This is a genomic window from Paraburkholderia nemoris (assembly GCF_905221015.1).
GTDB lineage: Bacteria > Pseudomonadota > Gammaproteobacteria > Burkholderiales > Burkholderiaceae > Paraburkholderia > Paraburkholderia nemoris.
In genome coordinates this window covers 1-19226 of the sequence record NZ_CAJNBO010000010.1, presented here as the reverse complement: position 1 = coordinate 19226, position 19226 = coordinate 1, and the positions used below count along the sequence as shown (strand labels likewise).

Genomic DNA, 19226 nt, shown 5'->3' with positions numbered 1-19226 from the left:
AGACCGACATGAAAAAACTGACCCGCGATGAAATGGCCAAGCGCGTTGCCCAGGATATCCCTGAAGGCGCTTACGTGAACCTCGGCATCGGCGTGCCGACTTTGGTGGCCAACCACCTTGGCGCCGACAAGGAAATCTTCCTGCACAGCGAAAACGGCCTGCTCGGCATGGGCCCGGCGCCCGCGAAGGGTGAGGAAGACGACGAACTGATCAACGCCGGCAAGCAGCACGTCACGCTGCTTACGGGCGGTGCCTACTTCCATCACTCGGATTCGTTCGCGATGATGCGCGGCGGCCATCTGGATTTCTGCGTGCTCGGCGCGTTCCAGGTGTCGGCGAAGGGCGACCTGGCGAACTGGCACACCGGTGCGCCCGACGCGATTCCGGCGGTCGGCGGCGCCATGGACCTCGCAATCGGCGCGAAGCAGGTCTACGTCATGATGGAGCATTTGACCAAACAGGGCGAAAGCAAGATCGCAGCGGAATGCACGTACCCGGTCACGGGCGTGAACTGCGTCGACCGCATCTATACGGACCTGGCGATGATCGACGTCACCGACAAGGGCCTCGTCGTGCGCGAAATCTTCTCGGACATCGACTTCGATGCGCTGCACAAACTGACCGGCGTGCCGCTGATCGACGGCACTCAGGCGGCTCGCGCGGCCTAAGCACGGGCGCGGCAGTCGTCCGCACGAAAGGCCTGTGGCGAAGTCAGACCGCTGGCTGGGCGATGACAATGCGCATGCCGCGCATCGTGCTGTCACCAACGTGCGCGTCCGCAACGTGCTGTCGTCGATGCGCACGCCGTGCAGCATCCAATACGCGGGCCGCGCAAACCGTACAGCCGCCAACGTCCGGAGCGCGCATGAGGCAAGCTTCATGCGCGTGAACAGATCTCACGAGGTCACGTTGTTACAGCGATTCGTCGCGTCAGCACACGAAGCAGAATGCACCGCATCGCCGTGTGCGGTACGCTCTCGATAGAAAGCACCAGGCGCGCGCCTCGCAGCACGCCCAGATCGCCGCGGCGAAACCTTCACTTCCGACACCCTCATCGACGCCATCATGCTCGACTCCAGCGCCCGTCTGACCGGCCTTCTTTGCGGCACACAGCCGATGAACGACATCTGGTCGCCGCGTGCCACGCTGCAACGAATGCTCGATGTCGAAGCAGCGCTCGCGCGCGCTTCGGCTGCCCATAACGTGATTCCGCGCAGCGCCGTGGCCGCGATCGAGGGCGCTTGCCAGGCCGATCAACTCGACGCCGATGCACTCGCGCGCGACGCAGCGCTCGGCGGCAACCTCGCGATTCCGCTCGTCAAACAACTCACAGCGCGTGTCAAAGCGGCGGACCCCGAAGCGTCGAAGTACGTCCATTGGGGCGCCACAAGCCAGGACATCATCGATACGGCAACGGTGCTGCAACTGCGCGACACCTTTGATCTGCTCGACAGCGGCTTGCAATCCACATGCGATGCCGTAGCGAAACTCGCGGCCACCCATCGCGCGACGCCGATGATCGGCCGCACCTGGTTGCAGCAGGCGCTGCCCATCACGCTCGGCTTGAAGTTCGCGCAATGGCTCGACGCGTTGCTGCGTCATCGCGAGCGGCTCGATGCATTGCGCGCGCGCGTGCTGGTGCTGCAATTCGGCGGCGCGGCGGGCACGTTGGCGAGTCTGCGTGACGCGGCGCCGCAAGTGACGCAATCATTGGCGCAAGAACTCAAGCTCGCTGTGCCCACCTTGCCGTGGCACACGCAGCGTGATCGCATCGCTGAAACAGCGGCGCTGTTCGGCATGCTGATCGGCACGCTCGGCAAAATCGCGCGCGATATCTCGCTGCAGATGCAAACCGAAATCGATGAACTGGCCGAGCCCGCCGCGGCAGGCAAGGGCGGTTCGTCGACGATGCCGCACAAGCGCAACCCGGTCGGCTGCGCCGCAGTGCTGACGGCGGCGACGCGCGCGCCGGGTCTGGTGGCCACGGTGTTCGCCGGCATGGTGCAGGAGCACGAGCGCGCGCTCGGCGGCTGGCAAGCCGAGTGGGACGCGTTGCCGGACCTCGCGCGCCTTGCAGGCGGCGCGCTCGCCAACATCGAGCAGATCGCCGCGGGTCTCAACGTGAATGTCCCGCGCCTTGCCGCCAATCTCAACGTCACGCACGGATTGATTCTCGGCGAAGCCGTGATGCTAGCGCTTGGCGACAGTATCGGCCGGCTCGATGCGCATCATCTGGTTGAGCGCGCATCGAAAGCCGCAATCGCCGAGCGCAAGACGCTCTTCGACGTGCTCTCGGCAGACCCCGCCGTGACCGAACATCTTTCGCTCGAGCGCCTCACGCAACTGCTCGATCCCGCTCAATACGTCGGCCAGGCCCACGCTTATGTGGACGCCGCGCTGGCCCTTCATCACGCGCGCGCGAGGCGCGCTACTTCCAAGGAGTAACCGGCATGCCCTACGCCGCAGTCAACGGTACCGAGCTGCACTATCGAATCGACGGTGACCGTCACGGCAATGCACCGTGGATCGTGTTGTCGAATTCGCTCGGCAGCGATCTGTCGATGTGGACGCCGCAAGTCGCGGCGCTGTCCAAACACTTCCGCGTGCTGCGCTACGACACGCGCGGTCATGGTCACTCGGAAGCGCCGAAGGGTCCGTACACGACCGAACAACTGACCGGCGACGTGCTCGGCCTGATGGATACGCTGAAGATCGCGCGCGCGAATTTCTGCGGTCTGTCGATGGGCGGCCTCACCGGCGTCGCGTTGGCCGCGCGTCACGCGAATCGGCTCGAACGCGTCGTGCTGTGCAATACGGCGGCACGCATCGGCTCGCCGGAAGTGTGGGTGCCGCGCGCTGCGAAAGCTCGCACTGAAGGCATGCTCGCGCTGGCCGACGCGGTATTGCCACGCTGGTTCACCGCAGACTACATCGAACGTGAGCCGGTGGTTCTGGCAATGATCCGCGACGTGTTCGTGCATACCGACAAGGAAGGCTATGCATCGAATTGCGACGCGATCGACGCAGCCGATCTGCGCCCCGAAGCACCCGGCATCAAGGTGCCCGCGCTCGTGATCAGCGGTACGCACGATCTGGCCGCAACGCCGGCACAAGGCCGCGAACTGGCGCAAGCGATTCCGGGCGCGCGTTACGTCGAACTGGATGCCTCGCATATTTCCAACATCGAGCAGGTCGAGGCCTTCACGAAAACTGTGCTCGACTTCCTGACGGAGCAGAAATGAACGACGAAGACCGTTACGAAGCCGGACTCGGAGTGCGCCGCGCGGTGCTGGGCAGCGCGCACGTCGACCGGTCGCTTGCGAACCGCACCGAGTTGACGGAGGAGTTCCAGAACTTTATTACCCGCTATGCGTGGGGCGAAATCTGGACGCGTGAAGGCTTGCCGCGCCACACGCGCAGCCTGCTGACCATCGCGATGATGGTTGCGCTCAATCGCAGCGAAGAACTCGCATTGCATTTGCGCGCCGCGAAGAACAACGGCGTGACGCGCGAGCAGATCAAGGAAGTGCTGCTGCAAACCGCAATCTATTGCGGCGTGCCGGCGGCCAATTCGGCCTTCCACCTGGCCGATAAACTGTTCCGCGAAGACGACGCCGCAGCGGCAAAGCCGTAACGGCGTTCGGCTACGGGTGCGGCGTGTAACCACGCCGTCCCGCGAATCCTGCCTACGCCGGAACGAAGCAGCTCAAAACGAGACGCGGAGCCTGAAGCGCACGTCAGACGAAACGCGCTTCAGGCCGTGCTGCTTAAATCCATCACTACCGTGTCCACCGGCGACTGCAAGCGCACGGCGCGCAACACCGTGTCCTTGATGACCTCGCGCCAATGCGCGAGTGCGGCCTTGTCCATCAGCGGCTCACCGAGAAATGCTCCTAGCGTGTACTGATTGGCGTTATAGAAATAACCGAGCGACGCGATGATCAGGTACACGTCACGCGCTTTGACGTCGTCACGAAAGACATTTTTCGCCTTGCCCGCGTCCAGCAACTTCTGCACGACAGAAATCGCATAGCCCGAAATCTCTTTCAGCTTTGACGATTTCTTCGCGTGCTTGCCCTGATGCAGATTCTCGCTCGACAGCAGGGTGACGAACTCGGGGTGATCGAGGTAATACTGCCAGACGAATTCGACCATCTGCTCGAGTCCGTGCACGGGATCGTCCAGATCGAGATCGAGCTTGCTTTCGGCCTCGTTGAACTGCGTGTAGATCGTCTCCAGCACTTCGACAAACAATTGTTCCTTGCTGCCGAAGTAGTAATAGATCATCCGGTCGTGCGAACGCGCGGCCTTCGAAATACTTTCGACCCGGCCGCTTGCATAGCCTTGCTTTGCAAAGACCTTGATTGCCGCTTTGAGAATCTTGGCGCGCGTGTCTTGCGCCTGCTTCGCTCGGATGCCGATAGCGCCCGGCTTGCGGGCAGCAGTGGGACTCATGGCGGTCTCGGATCTCTTTGTTAGCGTCAGGTTGAACGGCATGCGCCGCAGCCGCTTGGTGCGCTCAGGTATGGCGCGCCTTCATCATACAGCCCATATCACGCGCGACGAAATGCCCTGCAAGGTCGTGTGCTTCGGCGTAGATTGATTCGTAATTCCTGCGGGGATGCCGCGCCGCAGCATTCAGACGGGTACCGGGAAACTGCGGGCAAACCACCGGGAAACTCGTTGCGCAGTCTATTTTGATCGAGTAGATTTCAAGCAAGTTTGGTGTAGTGGATGCTACACGAACGGTGAGTGACCGCAACATGAAAAAAGCGGGTCATGCAAAAGTGCCTTTAAACAGGGACTATTTGTCAGCCGGGCAGGACCGATTGTAATGTCGTCGTATGGAACCCCACCATGACAGAACATACGAAGGTCGATTTCGGTGCGGAGAGCGTCGACGGCGAAACTGCCTCGACGCCGGGTCCGACCGTGCTCGAGAAAGCGGCGCCGCGCAGCGAGCGGATGGCGTCGAACAAGATCGAATGCAATGCATGCCCGGTGTTGTGCCAGATTTCCGAAGGCCGCACCGGCGCATGCGATCGTTATGCGAATGCCGACGGGCGGTTAATTCGCGTCGACCCTGTGGTGTTTCTTTCGCGCGCCGCAGTTTCGCCTGAAGCGATCACTAGCAATGCGGATACCACGGTCGAATTTGGTGCATCGTCCGAGGCGCACGATCCTGTCGCGGAACAGGCGCTGTTTGTTACCGGCGTTGGCGCATCGTCCACGTATCCCGACTACAAGCCCGCGCCTTTCATCGTTTCCTCGAAGCTCGACGACGTCGACATGGTCACCGTCGTTACCGAGGGCATTTTCAGCTATTGCAGTTTCAAGGTGAAGATCGATACCGACCGCTTTCTCGGGCCGGAGCAATCGAACGTGCGTTGCCATGGCGAGATCGTCGGCCATGTGACCACAGCGGAATACGGCTCGCAGATGCTGAGCCTCGGTGGTGTTCACCATCTGACTGGCGGCAGCAAGAAAGAAGGCCGTGTGACGTGCGACATGATGCTTGCGCTCGGCAACAAGGAAGCGGTGGAGTTGACCATCGACGGCGGTGCGAGTCTGGTGATTCGTGCGGGTGCGGCGCCGATTGTCGATGGCGTCGAAGAACAGCGCATGCGGGTGGGTTGTGGATCGGCCACCATCGGTATCTTTGCGAAACAATGGTTCGGTCACGCAGACGAAGTGGTGGTGGTCGACGATCACATCACTGGCGTACTTACCGAACACCAGGCGGGCCGCTGTCTCGGCATGACGCCCTCAGGTCTGAAGATTCGCGGACGCAAATCGACGCCTGGCCGTTATTTCCAGGTGGCGAATCCTGGCACCGGTTGGGGTGGCACCGACATTCAGGATCCGCTGGCGATTGTCGAAAGCTTCGATCCCGCGGTGGCGAAACCGGGCATGCGCTTACTTATGGTGTCGACCACCGGCGAACACGCGCAGTGGTATGAACTCGATCAGAATCTCGTGCCGCGCATCGCTGCTATGCCTGACGCCGTGCGCAGCACGGTCGAACGAATCGGCGAGAACTGCGAGCCGTCGCTTGCAACGGTGCTGTTTCTCGGCGGCGCGGGCGGCAGCTTGCGAGCGGGGGCAACGGAGAACCCGGTCCTGCTCACACGCGCGATCAAACAGAGGCTGGTGAACGTAACATGTGGTGGCGCGCCAACCTATGTGTGGCCGGGTGGCGGCATCACCGTAATGGTGGATGTCTCGCGCACGCCCGATCGATCGTTCGGCACGGTGCCCACGCCCGCGATCGTCGCGCCGATCGAATTCACCATGACGTATGACGCGTATCGCGATCTCGGCGGCCATCTCGACGCGGTGCGTTCATTGGAAAGCGTGCTGGCGAATGGACCGGAACATACGGAAGGGGCGCCGCTCGCGCGCAGGACTATCACGCGCCATCCCGACAACCCGTGGCCGCCGGCCATGCCGCCAATGCCAGGCTAACGGCGGCGCCACCACCGGCACAATCGACACGACGAACGCGACGCACACGATGAACCCAACCCGAACCCGGCTCGACGCGGCCCGCTGGCATTGGCAGCACGGCCCGATCGATCTGATCCTCAGCGCGGACGGCGAGCCTTCGGCAGTGCAGGCTGCGTACGAGGCGTGCTGGGCGCGTTTTGTGGACGTATTGCCCGAGTTGGTCGGTGAGTTGAAGCTGCTTCGTCAGCCCGTGCCGGGCGACGCGGCGCATAGCGATTGCACGTTGAAGGGCGCCGTGGCCCGGCGCATGTGGAGCGCGTGTTATCCGCACCGCGTGCGCTATATCACGCCGATGGCGGCTGTTGCAGGCAGCGTCGCGGACGAATTGATCACGGCGTTTGCACGCGAAGGCATTGCGCGCGCGTTCATCAACAACGGCGGCGATATCGCACTCTATTTGACTGAAGGGCAGCAGTACCGCGTGGGCGTGTTCGCCGATCTGGCGGCGTTCTCCGGTGAGAAGGCCACAGGCGATCTGGCTTTGGACGCCAACCTGACGCTCGACGCCGCCATGCCGATTCGCGGCGTCGCGACAAGCGGCTGGCGCGGCCGCAGCTTCAGCTTGGGGATCGCCGACAGCGTGACCGTGCTCGCCCGCAACGCCGCCACCGCCGATGCCGCCGCCACGATGATCGCCAATGCCGTCGATCTGGAGCATGCGGGCATCGTGCGCAGGCCGGCTTCCTCGTTGAAGGACGATAGCGATCTCGGTGACCTGCTCGTGACCGTCGACGTGCCGTCCTTGCCGCAACCATTAATCGATTTTGCGCTGGCACGCGGTGTCGACGCCGCGCAGCGCTTGCACGAACAAGGTTTGATCGAAGGCGCCGCGCTGTTCCTGCAAGGGCGGGCGCGCGTGACCGGTGGTACCTATGAGAATGGCGCGTTATTTACGCAGCGCGCCCGGATAACAACGGAGGCTCCGTGTTCGAAATACGCCGCGTGCTGACGCACGTCGAAGACATTTTCCACGAGTTCGGTCCAGCGCCTGCGCAGCCGCTCAGGCGCGGCGCAATCGCCGCGGTGATGACGAATCCGTTCGCCGGACGCTACGAAGCCAGAATCGAACACGCCATGGAAGCGCTCAAGCCGATCGGCCTCGACATGGCGCAACGGCTGCTGGCGGCGATGGCCGTGCCGCACGCGGCGATCGAAAGCTACGGCAAGGGCGCGATCATCGGCTCGCGCGGTGAACTCGAGCATGGCGCGCTGTGGCACGTCCCCGGCGGCTATGCGATGCGCGAACTGCTGGAGAAGAACGGCGTGCCGACCAACGCGATCGTGCCGTCGACGAAGAAAGTCGGCGCGCCTTCCACCGCGCTCGACGTGCCGCTGACGCATGTCAACGCGAGCTATGTGCGCAGCCATTTCGATGCGATCGAAGTGCGTGTGCCCGGTGCACCCGCCGCGGATGAACTGGTGTATATCCTCGTGATGAGCACGGGGCAGCGCGTGCATGCGCGCGTCGGCGGCCTGGCGAAAGAGGCGATTGTGGGCAAGGACGGCTTGCGCTGAGCGGCGCGTGATCCACGCAATGCACTGAAGCATGGCAATGAAACAATGAGTCGAAGCGCCGAGCTGAAGCAATGCGCTGCGACGAGTAAGTAAAACACCAAGCAGAACACGCATCGAAACCCGGAGATCGAAATGGCAATCAAGCTTCGCAAGCTGGTCGTGCTGGTCGATGAAACACGCATTGAAATGGGGCAGGCCATCGAGCCGCCGACACGCCGTGCAGTCGCGATTGCGGTGATCGATAATCCTTACGCGGGTCGCTATGAGGCCAAGCTCGACGCACTGATCGAAGCCGGTGAGGAATTGGGAGCGTTGCTCGGCAACAAGTGCGTCGAAGCCTTGGGTATCAAACCGGGTGACGCGCAAAGCTACGGCAAAGCGGCGATTGTCGGCGAAGCAGGTGAACTCGAGCATGCGGCGGCGATTCTGCACCCCAAGCTCGGTGCTCCACTGCGGGTAGCAGTCGAGAAGGGCGCGGCGCTGGTGCCGTCGGCGAAAAAAATGGGTACGCTTGGCACCGCGATCGACGTGCCGCTGGGTCACAAGGATGCGGCCTTCGTGCGCAGTCATTTCGATGCAATCGAAGCGCGCGTGTCGGACGCGCCGCGCGCCAACGAAATTGTCGTGGCGGTTGCGGTGACGGCTTCGGGCCGGCCGCTACCGCGTATCGGCGGCTTGCAGGCGAGTGAGATCAAAGGCGAAGACGGTTTGCGCTGAGTTACTTTAAGGGTCGCGATGCTTTCGAATTTGCTGGTACAGCTGGTCAACGGACTCGCCGACGCGTCGACGCTATTTCTCGTCGCCGCCGGTTTGTCGCTGATCTTCGGCGTGACGCGTATCGTCAACTTCGCGCACGGCTCGTTCTATATGTTCGGCATCTATGTCGCGTATAGCATCGCGAGCCGCTTCGGCCATACGGCGGGCGGGTTCTGGCTGTCGGTTCTGGCTGCGGCGCTGGTAGTTGCGGTGCTTGGCGCGCTGGTCGAAATGATCGTGTTACGGCGCATCTACCAGGCCCCCGAGTTGTTCCATCTACTGGCGACATTCGCGCTGGTGCTGATCTTCCGCGACGCCGCGCTGTGGCTGTGGGGCCCGGAAGACCTGTTCGGACCGCGTGCGCCGCATCTGGCTGGCGCAGTTAATTTTCTCGGCCATCCGCTGCCGACCTACGATATCGCGCTGATTGTGATCGGGCCGGTGGTGTTGCTGCTGCTCTGGTATGCGTTGACGCGTACCCGTTGGGGCACGCTGGTGCGCGCCGCGACGCAGGATCGCGAGATGCTCGGCGCACTCGGCATCAATCAGGCGTGGCTGTTCACCGGTGTGTTTTTTGTCGGCGCGTTTCTCGCTGGGCTGGGTGGTGCGCTGCAAGGGCCGCGGATGTCGGCGAATCTGTCGTTGGATCTGGAGACTATCGGCAATGCGTTTGTCGTCGTGGTGGTCGGCGGCATGGGCTCGATTCCGGGCGCATTCGTCGCGGCCTTGCTGATTGCCGAGATCAAGGCGCTTTGTATCGGCATCGGCCATGTTTCGGTGTTCGGTATCGATCTGTCGTTGAGCCGCTTTACGCTGGTTGCGGAATTTGTCGTGATGGCAGTGGTGCTGGTGGTGCGGCCTTGGGGTTTGCTAGGGAAGGCGAGCGCTGCAGTGCGTGGCATGGCCGCGCCTGAAGCGCCATTGCGGCCTGCAGGCAAGCGCCTGAAGTGGCTGGCGGCAATCGCGTTGTTGGCGCTGGTGCTCGCGCCGCTTGCTGCTAATGCGTTTCCCTACATGCCTGTGCTGCTGGTTGAGATCCTGATCGCCGTATTGTTCGCGACGAGTCTTCATTTCATCATGGGCCCCGGCGGCATGCATTCTTTCGGCCACGCGGCGTACTTCGGTTTGGGCGCATACGGCGCCGCGCTGTTTCTCAAAGTTTTGAATCTACCGATGGAAGCGGCGTTGCTGCTCGGCCCCTTGCTTGCCGTGGCAGGCGCGCTCGTGTTCGGCTGGTTCTGCGTACGCCTCTCAGGCGTCTACCTCGCGATGCTGACGCTCGCATTCGCGCAGATCGTCTGGTCGGTCGTGTTCCAGTGGGACGACGTGACGGGCGGCAGTAACGGCATTCTCGGCTTGTGGCCGTCAAACTGGTTGGCGTCGCCGGTCGCCTTTTACTATCTGACGCTCGTCTGTGCTGTGATCGGTGTGTGGCTGTTGCGCAAGATGCTGTTCTCGCCGCTTGGCTACGCGATGCGGGCGTCGCGCGATTCTGTGCTGCGCGCCGAGGCGATCGGCATCGACGTGAAACGTGTGCAGTGGGCGGCCTTCGTCGTCGCGTCGTTATTTTGCGGCCTCGCCGGATCGCTTTATGCCTTCTCCAAGGGGACGATTTCGCCGGAGGTGATCAGCGTCAGCCGTTCAGTAGATGGCCTCGTGATGGTGTTGCTCGGCGGCTTGCAGACGTTGACTGGCCCGATCGTCGGCGCGGCCGTGTTCACGTGGCTACAGGACACCGTCGCGCGGCAAACCGATTATTGGCAGGCATTGCTGGGCTTCACAATCCTGCTGCTAGTGATTGCGTTTCCGCAGGGCATCGTCGGTTTCGTTCGCGAGCGTTTTGGTGACGATACGGTGGATAAAGCTGAGGAACGCGCAACCTCGCCATCGCAGGGTACGGCGATCAAGGAGGGGCTATGAGCTTGCTGCGCGTCTCCGGCCTCTCCAAATCGTTCGGCGGTCTGAAAGCGGTCGACGATGTTTCCTTCGATCTCGAAGCCGGCCAACTATTGGCGCTGCTGGGTCCGAACGGAGCGGGCAAGTCGACCTGCTTCAACATGGTCAATGGGCAACTACAACCATCGTCCGGATCGATTCGTCTCGACGATCATGAACTGGTCGGCATGCGGCCACGCGATATCTGGCGGCTGGGCGTCGGCCGTACGTTCCAGATTGCCGCGACCTTCAATTCGATGACCGTGCTCGAGAATGTGCAGATGGCGCTGGTCTCGCGTGAACGAAAGACTTTCGGCCTCTGGAAACCCGCAGGCTCGCGCTATGCCGATGAAGCCATGACGCTGCTCGAACAGGTCGGCATGGGCGCCGATGCGAACCGCGCCTGCGGCGTGCTCGCATACGGCGACGTCAAACGCGTTGAACTTGCTATCGCATTGGCAAACCGTCCGAAGCTCCTACTAATGGATGAACCCACTGCCGGCATGGCGCCAAAGGAGCGCAACGAACTGATGGCGCTCACCAAGCGACTCGTCACCGAGCACCAAATCGGCGTGCTGTTTACCGAGCACAGCATGGACGTCGTATTCGCGTACGCCGATCGCATGATCGTGCTCGCGCGCGGCAAGTTGATCGCCGAGGGCGACGCCGAATCGATCCGCAACGACGCACGCGTGCAGGAAGTCTATTTCGGCACCGGCAAGACCTTCCAGCCACGCGCGCCGCTGCATGAAGCGGCAGGCGGCCATCAAGGACAAGGAGCGCTGCAATGAGCGAGCCGATGCTGAAAGTCGCCGGCCTCAACGCGTTCTATGGCCGCGCGCACATTCTGTTCGACGTCGGCCTCGAAGTCGGCCGCGGCGAAGTGGTCGCGCTGATGGGGCGCAACGGCGCCGGCAAATCGACGACGATGAAAGCGGTGATGGGCTTGCTTCCGCGACGTCAGGGAGAGGTCCGTTTTCGCGGACAAAACATCGCGGCGTTGCCGCCGTATCGGATCGCACGCATGGGCATGGGTTTCGTCCCTGAAGATCGCCGTGTGTTCTCCGATCTGACCGTGATGGAGAACCTCGATACAGGCCGTCAGCCGCCACGCGAAGGCGCGCCGGAGTGGACGCCGGAAAAGCTGTTCCGCCTGTTCCCCAATCTTGGCGAGATGCCGAAACGCCCCGGCGGCCAGATGAGCGGCGGCGAGCAACAGATGCTTACCGTCTCGCGCACGCTGATGGGCAATCCGTATCTGGTGCTGCTCGACGAACCGTCCGAGGGCGTCGCGCCCGTGATCGTCGAGCAGATGGCCAACATGATTCTCGAACTCAAGCGCGAAGGGCTGTCGATTCTATTGTCGGAGCAGAATCTGCATTTCGCCGAGCTGGTCAGCGACCGCGCGTACGTCCTCGAAAAAGGGCAGATCCGCTTCAGCGGCACGATCGGCGAACTCGCAAAGAACGAAACGGTCAGGCGCGCTTATCTGAGCGTGTGATTCCATTGGCGCCGCATGCGTGCAGGGTGTGCACGCATGCGACGCCGGGCAGTCGGTGCGAAAGGAGAAGCAGATGGCAGCAGAGACGTTGACAGGCTTGTCGGGCAAGGTCGCGGTAACGAACATTGGTTTGCTGTTATCCGGCGACATCGACCAGCCGATTCTCGACGCGGACACGCTGGTGATCGACGACGGCGTGATCGTCGCGATTGGCCGCGAGAAAGATTGCGACCTCGAAGGCGCGCGGACCACCGTCGACTGTAAAGGCACCACAGTCGCTCCAGGCCTGATCGATTCGCACGTGCATCCGGTGTTCGGCGATTGGACGCCGCGCCAGAATCAGATGGGCTGGATCGAATCGAATCTGAACGGCGGCGTGACGACGATGATTTCCGCCGGTGAAGTGCATTTGCCCGGCCGTCCGAAAGACGTTGTCGGCGTCAAGGCGCTTGCCATTACCGCTCAACGTTCATTCGAAGGGATGCGTGGCGCAGGTGTCGGCGGTGGTGTGAAAGTCATGGCGGGTGCGCCGGTGATCGAGAAGGGCATGGTCGAGGAGGACTTCAAGGAGCTCTCGGAAGCGGGCGTGAAGCTGCTCGGCGAAGTGGGACTCGGCAGCGTGAAAGGTGGCGAGGAAGCGGCGCAGATGGTCGCCTGGGCCCGCAAGTACGGCATTCAAAGCACGATTCACACGGGCGGTCCGTCGATTCCGGGCTCGGGCCTGATCGATCGCGACGTGGTGCTCGCCGCTGACGCGGACGTGATCGGTCACATCAATGGCGGCCATACGTCGCTTTCCTATCGGCACGTATGCGATCTGTGCGAGCAATCGACCCGCGCGCTGGAGATCGTTCACAACGGCAACGAACGAATCGCGCTGCTTACCGCACGTCATGCGATCGAGTTGAAGTGTCCGCATCGGATCATTCTCGGCACCGATAGTCCGGCGGGTTCCGGCGTGCAGCCGCTCGGCATTCTGCGGATGATCGCGCTGATCTCGAGTCTCGCCGACGTCCCCGCGGAAATCGCCTTCTGTTTCGCGACCGGCAATACCGCCCGGCAACGCAATCTGCGGCAAGGGTTGATCGAAGTAGGCCGTCCCGCCGACCTCGTCTTCATGGACCGCGCGCAGCACACGGCCGCCGATACGCTGCTTGAGAGCGTGCAGCTCGGCGATATTCCGGGTGTCGGCATGGTGATGATCGATGGCTTGATCCGCTGCCGGCGCAGCCGCAATACGCCACCGGCGACCGAAGTGCCGGTGGTGCTTTGAACGCGCGCCGCACGGCGTGGCCGGCATTGTCATGAACCGCCCGGCGCCTCTTGCGCTGCACGTGAACGGCGTGACGCATCTCGTCAACGCCGCTGTGGACACGCCGTTGCTTTATCTGCTGCGTAACGACCTCGAGCTGAACGGTCCAAAATTCGGCTGCGGACTTGGTGAGTGTGGTGCGTGTACGGTCCTGCTCGACGGCATGCCGACGCGTTCGTGCGTGACGACCGCGAAGGTTGCCTTGGGGCGTGAGATCACCACGCTCGAAGGACTGGGCACGCGTGTCGCACTGCATCCGGTGCAGCAGGCGTTTATCGAAGAACAGGCCGCGCAGTGCGGCTATTGCCTGAACGGCATGATCATGACCGCCAAAGCGTTGCTCGATCGCGATCCGCATCCGAGCGTCGAGACGATCCGGCGGGAGTTGTCGCGCAACCTCTGCCGGTGCGGCACGCATGTCGAGATCGTGCGCGCGGTGCAGCGCGCGGCCGAACTGCTCGCTGAGCAAACCTCCGTGCGTGAAGGAGTGCGCGCATGACAGGGCCGGATTTCAGCGTCGATCGACGTTCCGCGCCGCTGTCACGACGACAGCTCTATGACGCGCAGAGTGTGCTCATCATCACGCGGCCGCCGCAGGCGCCAGTGAAGCCTGCGATCGGTCAGCCGGGGTCGCGCTCGTCGTTCGTGCCGACCGAGGCGGACATGTTTCTCGTGGTGCGCGACGACGGGAGCGTCGTGGCGTTCAACGGTCACGTCGATCTCGGCACCGGCATCGGCACCGCGCTCGCGCAGATCGTCGCGGAAGAACTGGACGTGCCGTTGACGCGTGTGTCGGTTGTACTCGGTCATACGAGCGAGGCGCCGAATCAGGGGCCGACGATTGCCAGCGCGACGATCCAGATATCGGCGGTGCCACTCAGGCATGCAGCGGCCCAAGCGCGTCAGTTCCTGCTGGCGGAAGCAGCCGCGCGCTTGAACGTCACCACTGAGCAACTCGACGTGCGAGACGGTGTGATTTTCACGCGCGACGGTGGCACGGAAAAGAGCATTGGCTACGGCGAATTGATCACCGGGCGGCGCATCGAATTGGACCTTGCCACCGATGCGCCTTTGAAATCGCCGGACGTATACAAGATCGTCGGCAAGAGCACGCCGCGCGTCGATATTCCGGCGAAGGCAACCGGTGAATTGAGTTTCGTGCATGACGTGCGTGTGCCTGGCATGCTGCATGGGCGCGTTGTCCGTCCACCCTATGCCGGTGTCGCGCAGGGCGACTTCATGGGCAACAGTCTGTTGCATGTCGATGAAGCTTCGGTCAGCGATTTGCCGGGCATCGTCAAGGTCGTGGTGATCCGCGATTTTGTCGGCATCGTGGCTGAGCGCGAAGAGGTCGCGCAGCAGGCGGTGAAGCGCTTGCATGTGCAGTGGAAAGCGGTAGAGGGTTTGCCTGCGCTCGAAACCAGTGAGGAAGTGGAAGCTGCGCTAAGAGCGAATCCGGCGAAACGGCGCGATCTGGTGATCGAAGGTGATGTCGACGCAGCACTCGCGCAAGACCCTGCCCGAACGCTGGAACGCACTTACGTATGGCCGTTTCAGATGCATGCGTCGATTGGACCGTCGTGTGCGGTGGCCGACTACCGGGATGCGAAGCTGAAAGTCTGGTCGGGCACGCAGAACCCACATTCGTTGCGTGCCGATCTCGCCTTGCTGATGGCGCTCGACGAAGCGCACATCGAAATCGTGCGCATGGACGCGGCAGGTTGCTACGGCCGCAATTGCGCGGACGATGTCGCCGCCGACGCCGCGCTGCTATCGCGCGCAACCGGCAGCCCGGTACGCGTGCAACTATCGCGCGAAGACGAGCATGCATGGGAGCCCAAAGGCGCAGCGCAATTGATGGACGTGCGCGGCGCTTTAGATGCCGAAGGCGAGCTCGCGGCGTACGACTTCGCGACGCGCTATCCATCGAACGACGCCCCCACGTTGGCGTTGCTGCTTACTGGAACAATCTCCGCACAGCCACAGGTATTCGAAATGGGCGACCGCACGTCCGTGCCGCCTTACGACTACCGGACCATGCGCATTGTTTGCGACGACACGCCGCCGATCGTGCGCGCGTCCTGGCTGCGGGGCGTGTCGGCCTTGCCGAACACCTTCGCGCATGAATCCTTTATCGACGAACTCGCGGCTGAGGCGGGCGTAGATCCGGTCGAGTTTCGTTTGAAGCATCTGACCGATCCGCGTGCGATCGATCTCGTGAAGGCCGTGGCCGAGAAAGCTGGCTGGCAGCCTCGTAACGTCGCCTTGAAAGATGATCAGGAAGAGGGCGACATTGCGCGCGGCCGAGGCTTTGCCTACGCCCGCTACGTGCACAGCAAATTCCCGGGCTTTGGCGCGGCATGGTCCGCGTGGGTCGCCGACATCGAAGTCAATCGCAAGAGCGGCGAGCTCGCCGTGACGCGCGTGGTGGTCGGCCAGGACACCGGCACCATGGTGAATCCTGACGGCGTGCGTCATCAGATACACGGCAACGTGATTCAGGCGACCAGCCGTGCGCTGAAAGAGCGCGTGACGTTTGGTGATAACGCGGTCACGAGCCAGGAATGGGGCGCGTATCCGATTCTGACGTTCCGCGAAGTGCCGGTGATCGACGTCGTGATGATGCCGCGCCACGGCGAGCCACCGATGGGCACGGGCGAGTCAGCGTCGCTGCCTGGCGCCGCGGCGATCGCCAACGCGCTGTACGACGCGACAGGTGTGCGTTTTCGCAGGCCGCCGTTCACGCCGGAGACGATCCGCGCCGCGCTCGCCGATGCGCAAGCGGACGAAGCGGCGGCGCGTAAAAAGAAGCGCTGGCGGCTCGGTTTTCTCGGCGCAATTGCCGCGGGGGCTGCCGGCTGGCTAGGTGCATTGGCTTTGACGCCACAAGTCATGGCGCCGATTACGCCGCCGCTCGCGAGCGCGTTTGCGCCGGAACTGGTGGCGCGCGGCAAACTGCTGGCGGCGCTGGGCAATTGCGCGGTTTGCCATACCGCGCACAACGGTGTGCCGAATGCCGGCGGCAAGCCGCTCGATACGCCATTCGGCACCATCTACAGCACCAACATCACGCCTGATGGACAGACGGGGATCGGCACATGGTCGCTCGACGCATTCGTGCGGGCGATGCGGCAAGGCATCAGCCGCGACGGCCATCATTTGTATCCCGCGTTCCCGTACACGTCGTTCAGGAACACGTCCGACGACGATCTGAAAGCGCTCTACGCGTACCTCATGGCACAAACGCCGGTGCGCTCCAGGCCGCCGGAAACGAAGCTGGCCTTTCCATTCAGCGTGCGCCCGTTGATGGCTGCATGGAACGGGCTCTTCCTCGGGCGCAATACGTTTGCCGCCAGCACGACGCAAAGTGCGCAATGGAATCGCGGGGCGTATCTCGTGAACAGCCTCGGCCACTGCAGCGCATGCCATACCCCGCGTAATGCATTCGGTGCCGAGAAAACCGGCGCCGCGTTCATGGGCGGCGGCATGGCGGAAGGCTGGGAGGCGCCCGCGCTATCGACGCTGTCCAACGCGCCCGTACCCTGGAGCGAAGACGAACTGTTCAGCTATCTGCGCTACGGTCATGCGCCGCTGCATGGCGTCGCGGCCGGGCCGATGGCGCCGGTCGTCAACGATCTGGCGGCGTTGCCCGACAGCGATATTCGCGCGATGGCCACATATCTCGCGTCTTTGAATCCTCTCGAGCCCAATGCGGATCCTGCGGCGATGGCGCGTCAATACGAGCAGGCCAGCACGATTACGGGCGCGGCAGCAGGTCTTGGTGCACGTCTCTTCGACGGCGCGTGCGCAGCCTGTCATCACACTGGCAGTGGGCCGCAATTGTTCGGTGCGCATCCGTCGCTGGCGCTTAACACGAATCTGCATAGCACGACGCCTGATAATCTGATTCGCGTGATTCTCGATGGTATCGGCTCGCCTGCACGGCCCGAACTCGGTACGATGCCGGCTTACCGCGACAGTTTCAACGATGCCCAGGTCGCCGAACTGGTGACCTACCTGCGTCAGCAATTCGCCGGCGGCAAACCGGCATGGCAGGACGTCACAGCGAGCGTTGCGAGAATTCGCGCGATGCCGCAGGCAGAGTGAAATCGCCAAACGTTTTGCATTACTCGCAGCATCGCTCGTAGCACCACTGGCAGCACAATTCGCAATACGGTTCGCCGAACGAATCGCCAGACGCTTCAACGCTTGATAAAAACGACCGCATTCCCGCAATCCTTTTGATAACGGAGAAACGCATGACCACGCGCGCAGGATGGATCTCTCGCCTCACGGTTTCAACGGTTCTATCGCTCGCGGCCGTTGGCGCGAGTGCACAGCAGACCATCAAGGTCGGCGAAATCAACAGCTACAAGGCGCAGCCGGCCTTTCTCGGGCCTTACAAGAACGGCTGGAATCTCGCGCTCGAGCAGGTGAACGCGGCGGGCGGTGTACTCGGCAAACAGCTTGAAGTGGTGTCGCGCGACGACAACGGCAATCCGGGCGACACCATCCGCGTCGCGCAGGAGTTGATTGCACGCGAGCAGGTGCAATTGCTGTTCGGCGGCTTCCTGTCGAACACCGGTCTCGCGCTGACCGACTTCGCGAAGCAGAAGAAGATTTTCTTCCTCGCGGCCGAGCCGTTGACGGACAAGATCGTTTGGGCCGACGGCAACAAATACACGTACCGTCTGCGTCCTTCGACGTATATGCAGGTGGCGATGCTGGTGCCCGAGGCGGTGAAGCTGAAGAAGAAGCGTTGGGCGCTTGTGTATCCGAACTACGAGTACGGGCAATCGGCGGTGGCGACGTTCAAGAAGCTGATGACGGCGGCGCAGCCGGATGTGGAGTTTGTCGCCGAGCAGGCGACGCCGCTGGGCAATGTCGATGCGGGAGCGGTGTCGCAGGCGATTGCCGACGCGAAGCCGGATGCGATTTTCAACGTGCTGTTTGGCGCCGATCTCGGCAAGTTTGTGCGTGAGGGCAATACGCGCGGCTTGTTCAAGGATCGCAGCGTGGTGTCGTTGTTGACGGGTGAGCCGGACTATCTCGATCCGTTGGGAGCGGAGGCGCCGACGGGCTGGATCGTGACGGGGTACCCGTGGTATTCGATTGATACGGCGGCGAACAAGAAGTTCGTCGATGCGTATCAGGCGAAGTATCACGATTATCCGCGACTGGGGTCAGTCGTCGGGTATTCGGCGTTGATGTCGATCGCGGCGGGGATCAAGAAGGCTGGGTCTACCGATCCGGATAAGCTCGCTGCCGCGTTCAAGGGGCTAGGGGTGGAGACGCCCTTCGGGCCGATTACTTATCGGGGGCAGGATAATCAGTCGACCATGGGGGCGTTTGTTGGGGTTACCGGTCTTAAGGACGGTAAGGGGGTGATGACTTCTTATCGTTACATCGATGGGGGGAGTGTGCAGCCTTCGGATGCTGAGGTTAAGAAGTTGCGGGCGGCTGAATAGTGGGGTTTTTTGCCTTTTGCGGCGGCATTTGGCCGTGTTCTTCGGGCTTTGGCCTTTCCTTGTTTTGTTAGTGGTCTATTAGCGTTCCCCCTGTGCGGGGGGCACCTACTTTTCTTTGCCGCCCTCCATGTCAGGCTAGTTGTCGCCTCACCCGAACCGATTGATGTAAAGATGGGGGGCGGACAGCGAGTGGAAGATGAAACGCTATTCAGCGGAAACCCGGGAATGGGCA

General features: G+C 62.4%; 16 protein-coding genes. 15 read left to right on the top strand and 1 reads right to left on the bottom strand.

Translation table 11 applies throughout. The annotated features are described in order from the left end of the window. Positions 1-8: 8 nt before the first annotated feature. The 4 genes from KHO33_RS16820 (at position 9) to pcaC (ending at position 3634) form a co-directional block, all read left to right on the top strand. Positions 9-668 carry a 3-oxoacid CoA-transferase subunit B gene (locus KHO33_RS16820; protein ID WP_093647594.1) on the top strand — a complete coding sequence of 220 codons (660 nt, stop codon included), beginning with the start codon at positions 9-11 and terminating at the stop codon, positions 666-668. 397 nt (positions 669-1065) lie between these two features. Continuing rightward, positions 1066-2445: a 3-carboxy-cis,cis-muconate cycloisomerase gene (locus KHO33_RS16815; RefSeq protein ID WP_200565284.1), complete on the top strand. Its 1380-nt coding sequence runs from the start codon at positions 1066-1068 to the stop codon at positions 2443-2445. Positions 2446-2450: 5 nt separating this feature from the next. Then, positions 2451-3242 carry a 3-oxoadipate enol-lactonase gene (gene pcaD / locus KHO33_RS16810; protein ID WP_200565283.1) on the top strand — a complete coding sequence of 264 codons (792 nt, stop codon included), beginning with the start codon at positions 2451-2453 and terminating at the stop codon, positions 3240-3242. Beyond that, positions 3239-3634: a 4-carboxymuconolactone decarboxylase gene (pcaC, locus tag KHO33_RS16805; RefSeq protein WP_054043292.1), complete on the top strand. Its 396-nt coding sequence runs from the start codon at positions 3239-3241 to the stop codon at positions 3632-3634. The genes pcaD and pcaC overlap by 4 nt, the downstream gene beginning before the upstream one ends. A 119-nt stretch (positions 3635-3753) precedes the next feature. Here pcaC and KHO33_RS16800 read toward each other — a convergent pair whose 3' ends face one another. Continuing rightward, on the bottom strand, positions 3754-4455 hold the full coding sequence (locus KHO33_RS16800) for a TetR family transcriptional regulator (RefSeq protein ID WP_054043293.1): 702 nt from the start codon (positions 4453-4455) through the stop codon (positions 3754-3756). A 402-nt stretch (positions 4456-4857) separates the two neighbouring features. On the opposite strand from KHO33_RS16800, the gene KHO33_RS16795 reads away from it, so the two are divergent. The 11 genes from KHO33_RS16795 (at position 4858) to KHO33_RS16745 (ending at position 18994) form a co-directional block, all read left to right on the top strand. Continuing rightward, entirely contained in the window at positions 4858-6465 is a 1608-nt protein-coding gene (locus tag KHO33_RS16795) for a 6-hydroxynicotinate reductase (protein WP_200565282.1), read from the top strand. Between the two features lie 49 nt (positions 6466-6514). Beyond that, the gene (locus KHO33_RS16790; RefSeq protein ID WP_200565281.1) at positions 6515-7456 is read left to right on the top strand and encodes a UPF0280 family protein; all 942 of its coding nucleotides are present in this window, start codon (positions 6515-6517) and stop codon (positions 7454-7456) included. Beyond that, the gene (locus KHO33_RS16785) at positions 7432-8022 is read left to right on the top strand and encodes an amino acid synthesis family protein (RefSeq protein ID WP_200565280.1); all 591 of its coding nucleotides are present in this window, start codon (positions 7432-7434) and stop codon (positions 8020-8022) included. The genes KHO33_RS16790 and KHO33_RS16785 overlap by 25 nt, the downstream gene beginning before the upstream one ends. A 132-nt stretch (positions 8023-8154) precedes the next feature. Further along, the gene (locus tag KHO33_RS16780; protein ID WP_200565279.1) at positions 8155-8739 is read left to right on the top strand and encodes an amino acid synthesis family protein; all 585 of its coding nucleotides are present in this window, start codon (positions 8155-8157) and stop codon (positions 8737-8739) included. 18 nt (positions 8740-8757) lie between these two features. Next, the gene (locus KHO33_RS16775; RefSeq protein ID WP_200565278.1) at positions 8758-10698 is read left to right on the top strand and encodes an ABC transporter permease; all 1941 of its coding nucleotides are present in this window, start codon (positions 8758-8760) and stop codon (positions 10696-10698) included. Further along, the gene (locus KHO33_RS16770) at positions 10695-11504 is read left to right on the top strand and encodes an ABC transporter ATP-binding protein (RefSeq protein WP_200565277.1); all 810 of its coding nucleotides are present in this window, start codon (positions 10695-10697) and stop codon (positions 11502-11504) included. Before KHO33_RS16775 ends, KHO33_RS16770 begins: the two co-directional genes overlap by 4 nt. Next, a complete protein-coding gene (locus KHO33_RS16765; protein ID WP_054043304.1) occupies positions 11501-12214 on the top strand; it encodes an ABC transporter ATP-binding protein in 714 nt (237 codons plus the stop codon). The genes KHO33_RS16770 and KHO33_RS16765 overlap by 4 nt, the downstream gene beginning before the upstream one ends. A gap of 73 nt (positions 12215-12287) precedes the next feature. Beyond that, on the top strand, positions 12288-13487 hold the full coding sequence (locus KHO33_RS16760) for an amidohydrolase family protein (protein ID WP_054043306.1): 1200 nt from the start codon (positions 12288-12290) through the stop codon (positions 13485-13487). A gap of 31 nt (positions 13488-13518) precedes the next feature. Next, positions 13519-14025, top strand: coding sequence for a (2Fe-2S)-binding protein (locus KHO33_RS16755; protein ID WP_054043308.1), 507 nt, complete (start codon positions 13519-13521; stop codon positions 14023-14025). Further along, entirely contained in the window at positions 14022-17633 is a 3612-nt protein-coding gene (locus KHO33_RS16750; RefSeq protein WP_200565276.1) for a molybdopterin cofactor-binding domain-containing protein, read from the top strand. Before KHO33_RS16755 ends, KHO33_RS16750 begins: the two co-directional genes overlap by 4 nt. Before the next feature lie 152 nt (positions 17634-17785). Continuing rightward, positions 17786-18994 (top strand): ABC transporter substrate-binding protein, encoded by a 1209-nt coding sequence (locus KHO33_RS16745; protein WP_200565275.1) that lies wholly within the window; start codon positions 17786-17788, stop codon positions 18992-18994. Positions 18995-19226 lie beyond the last annotated feature (232 nt).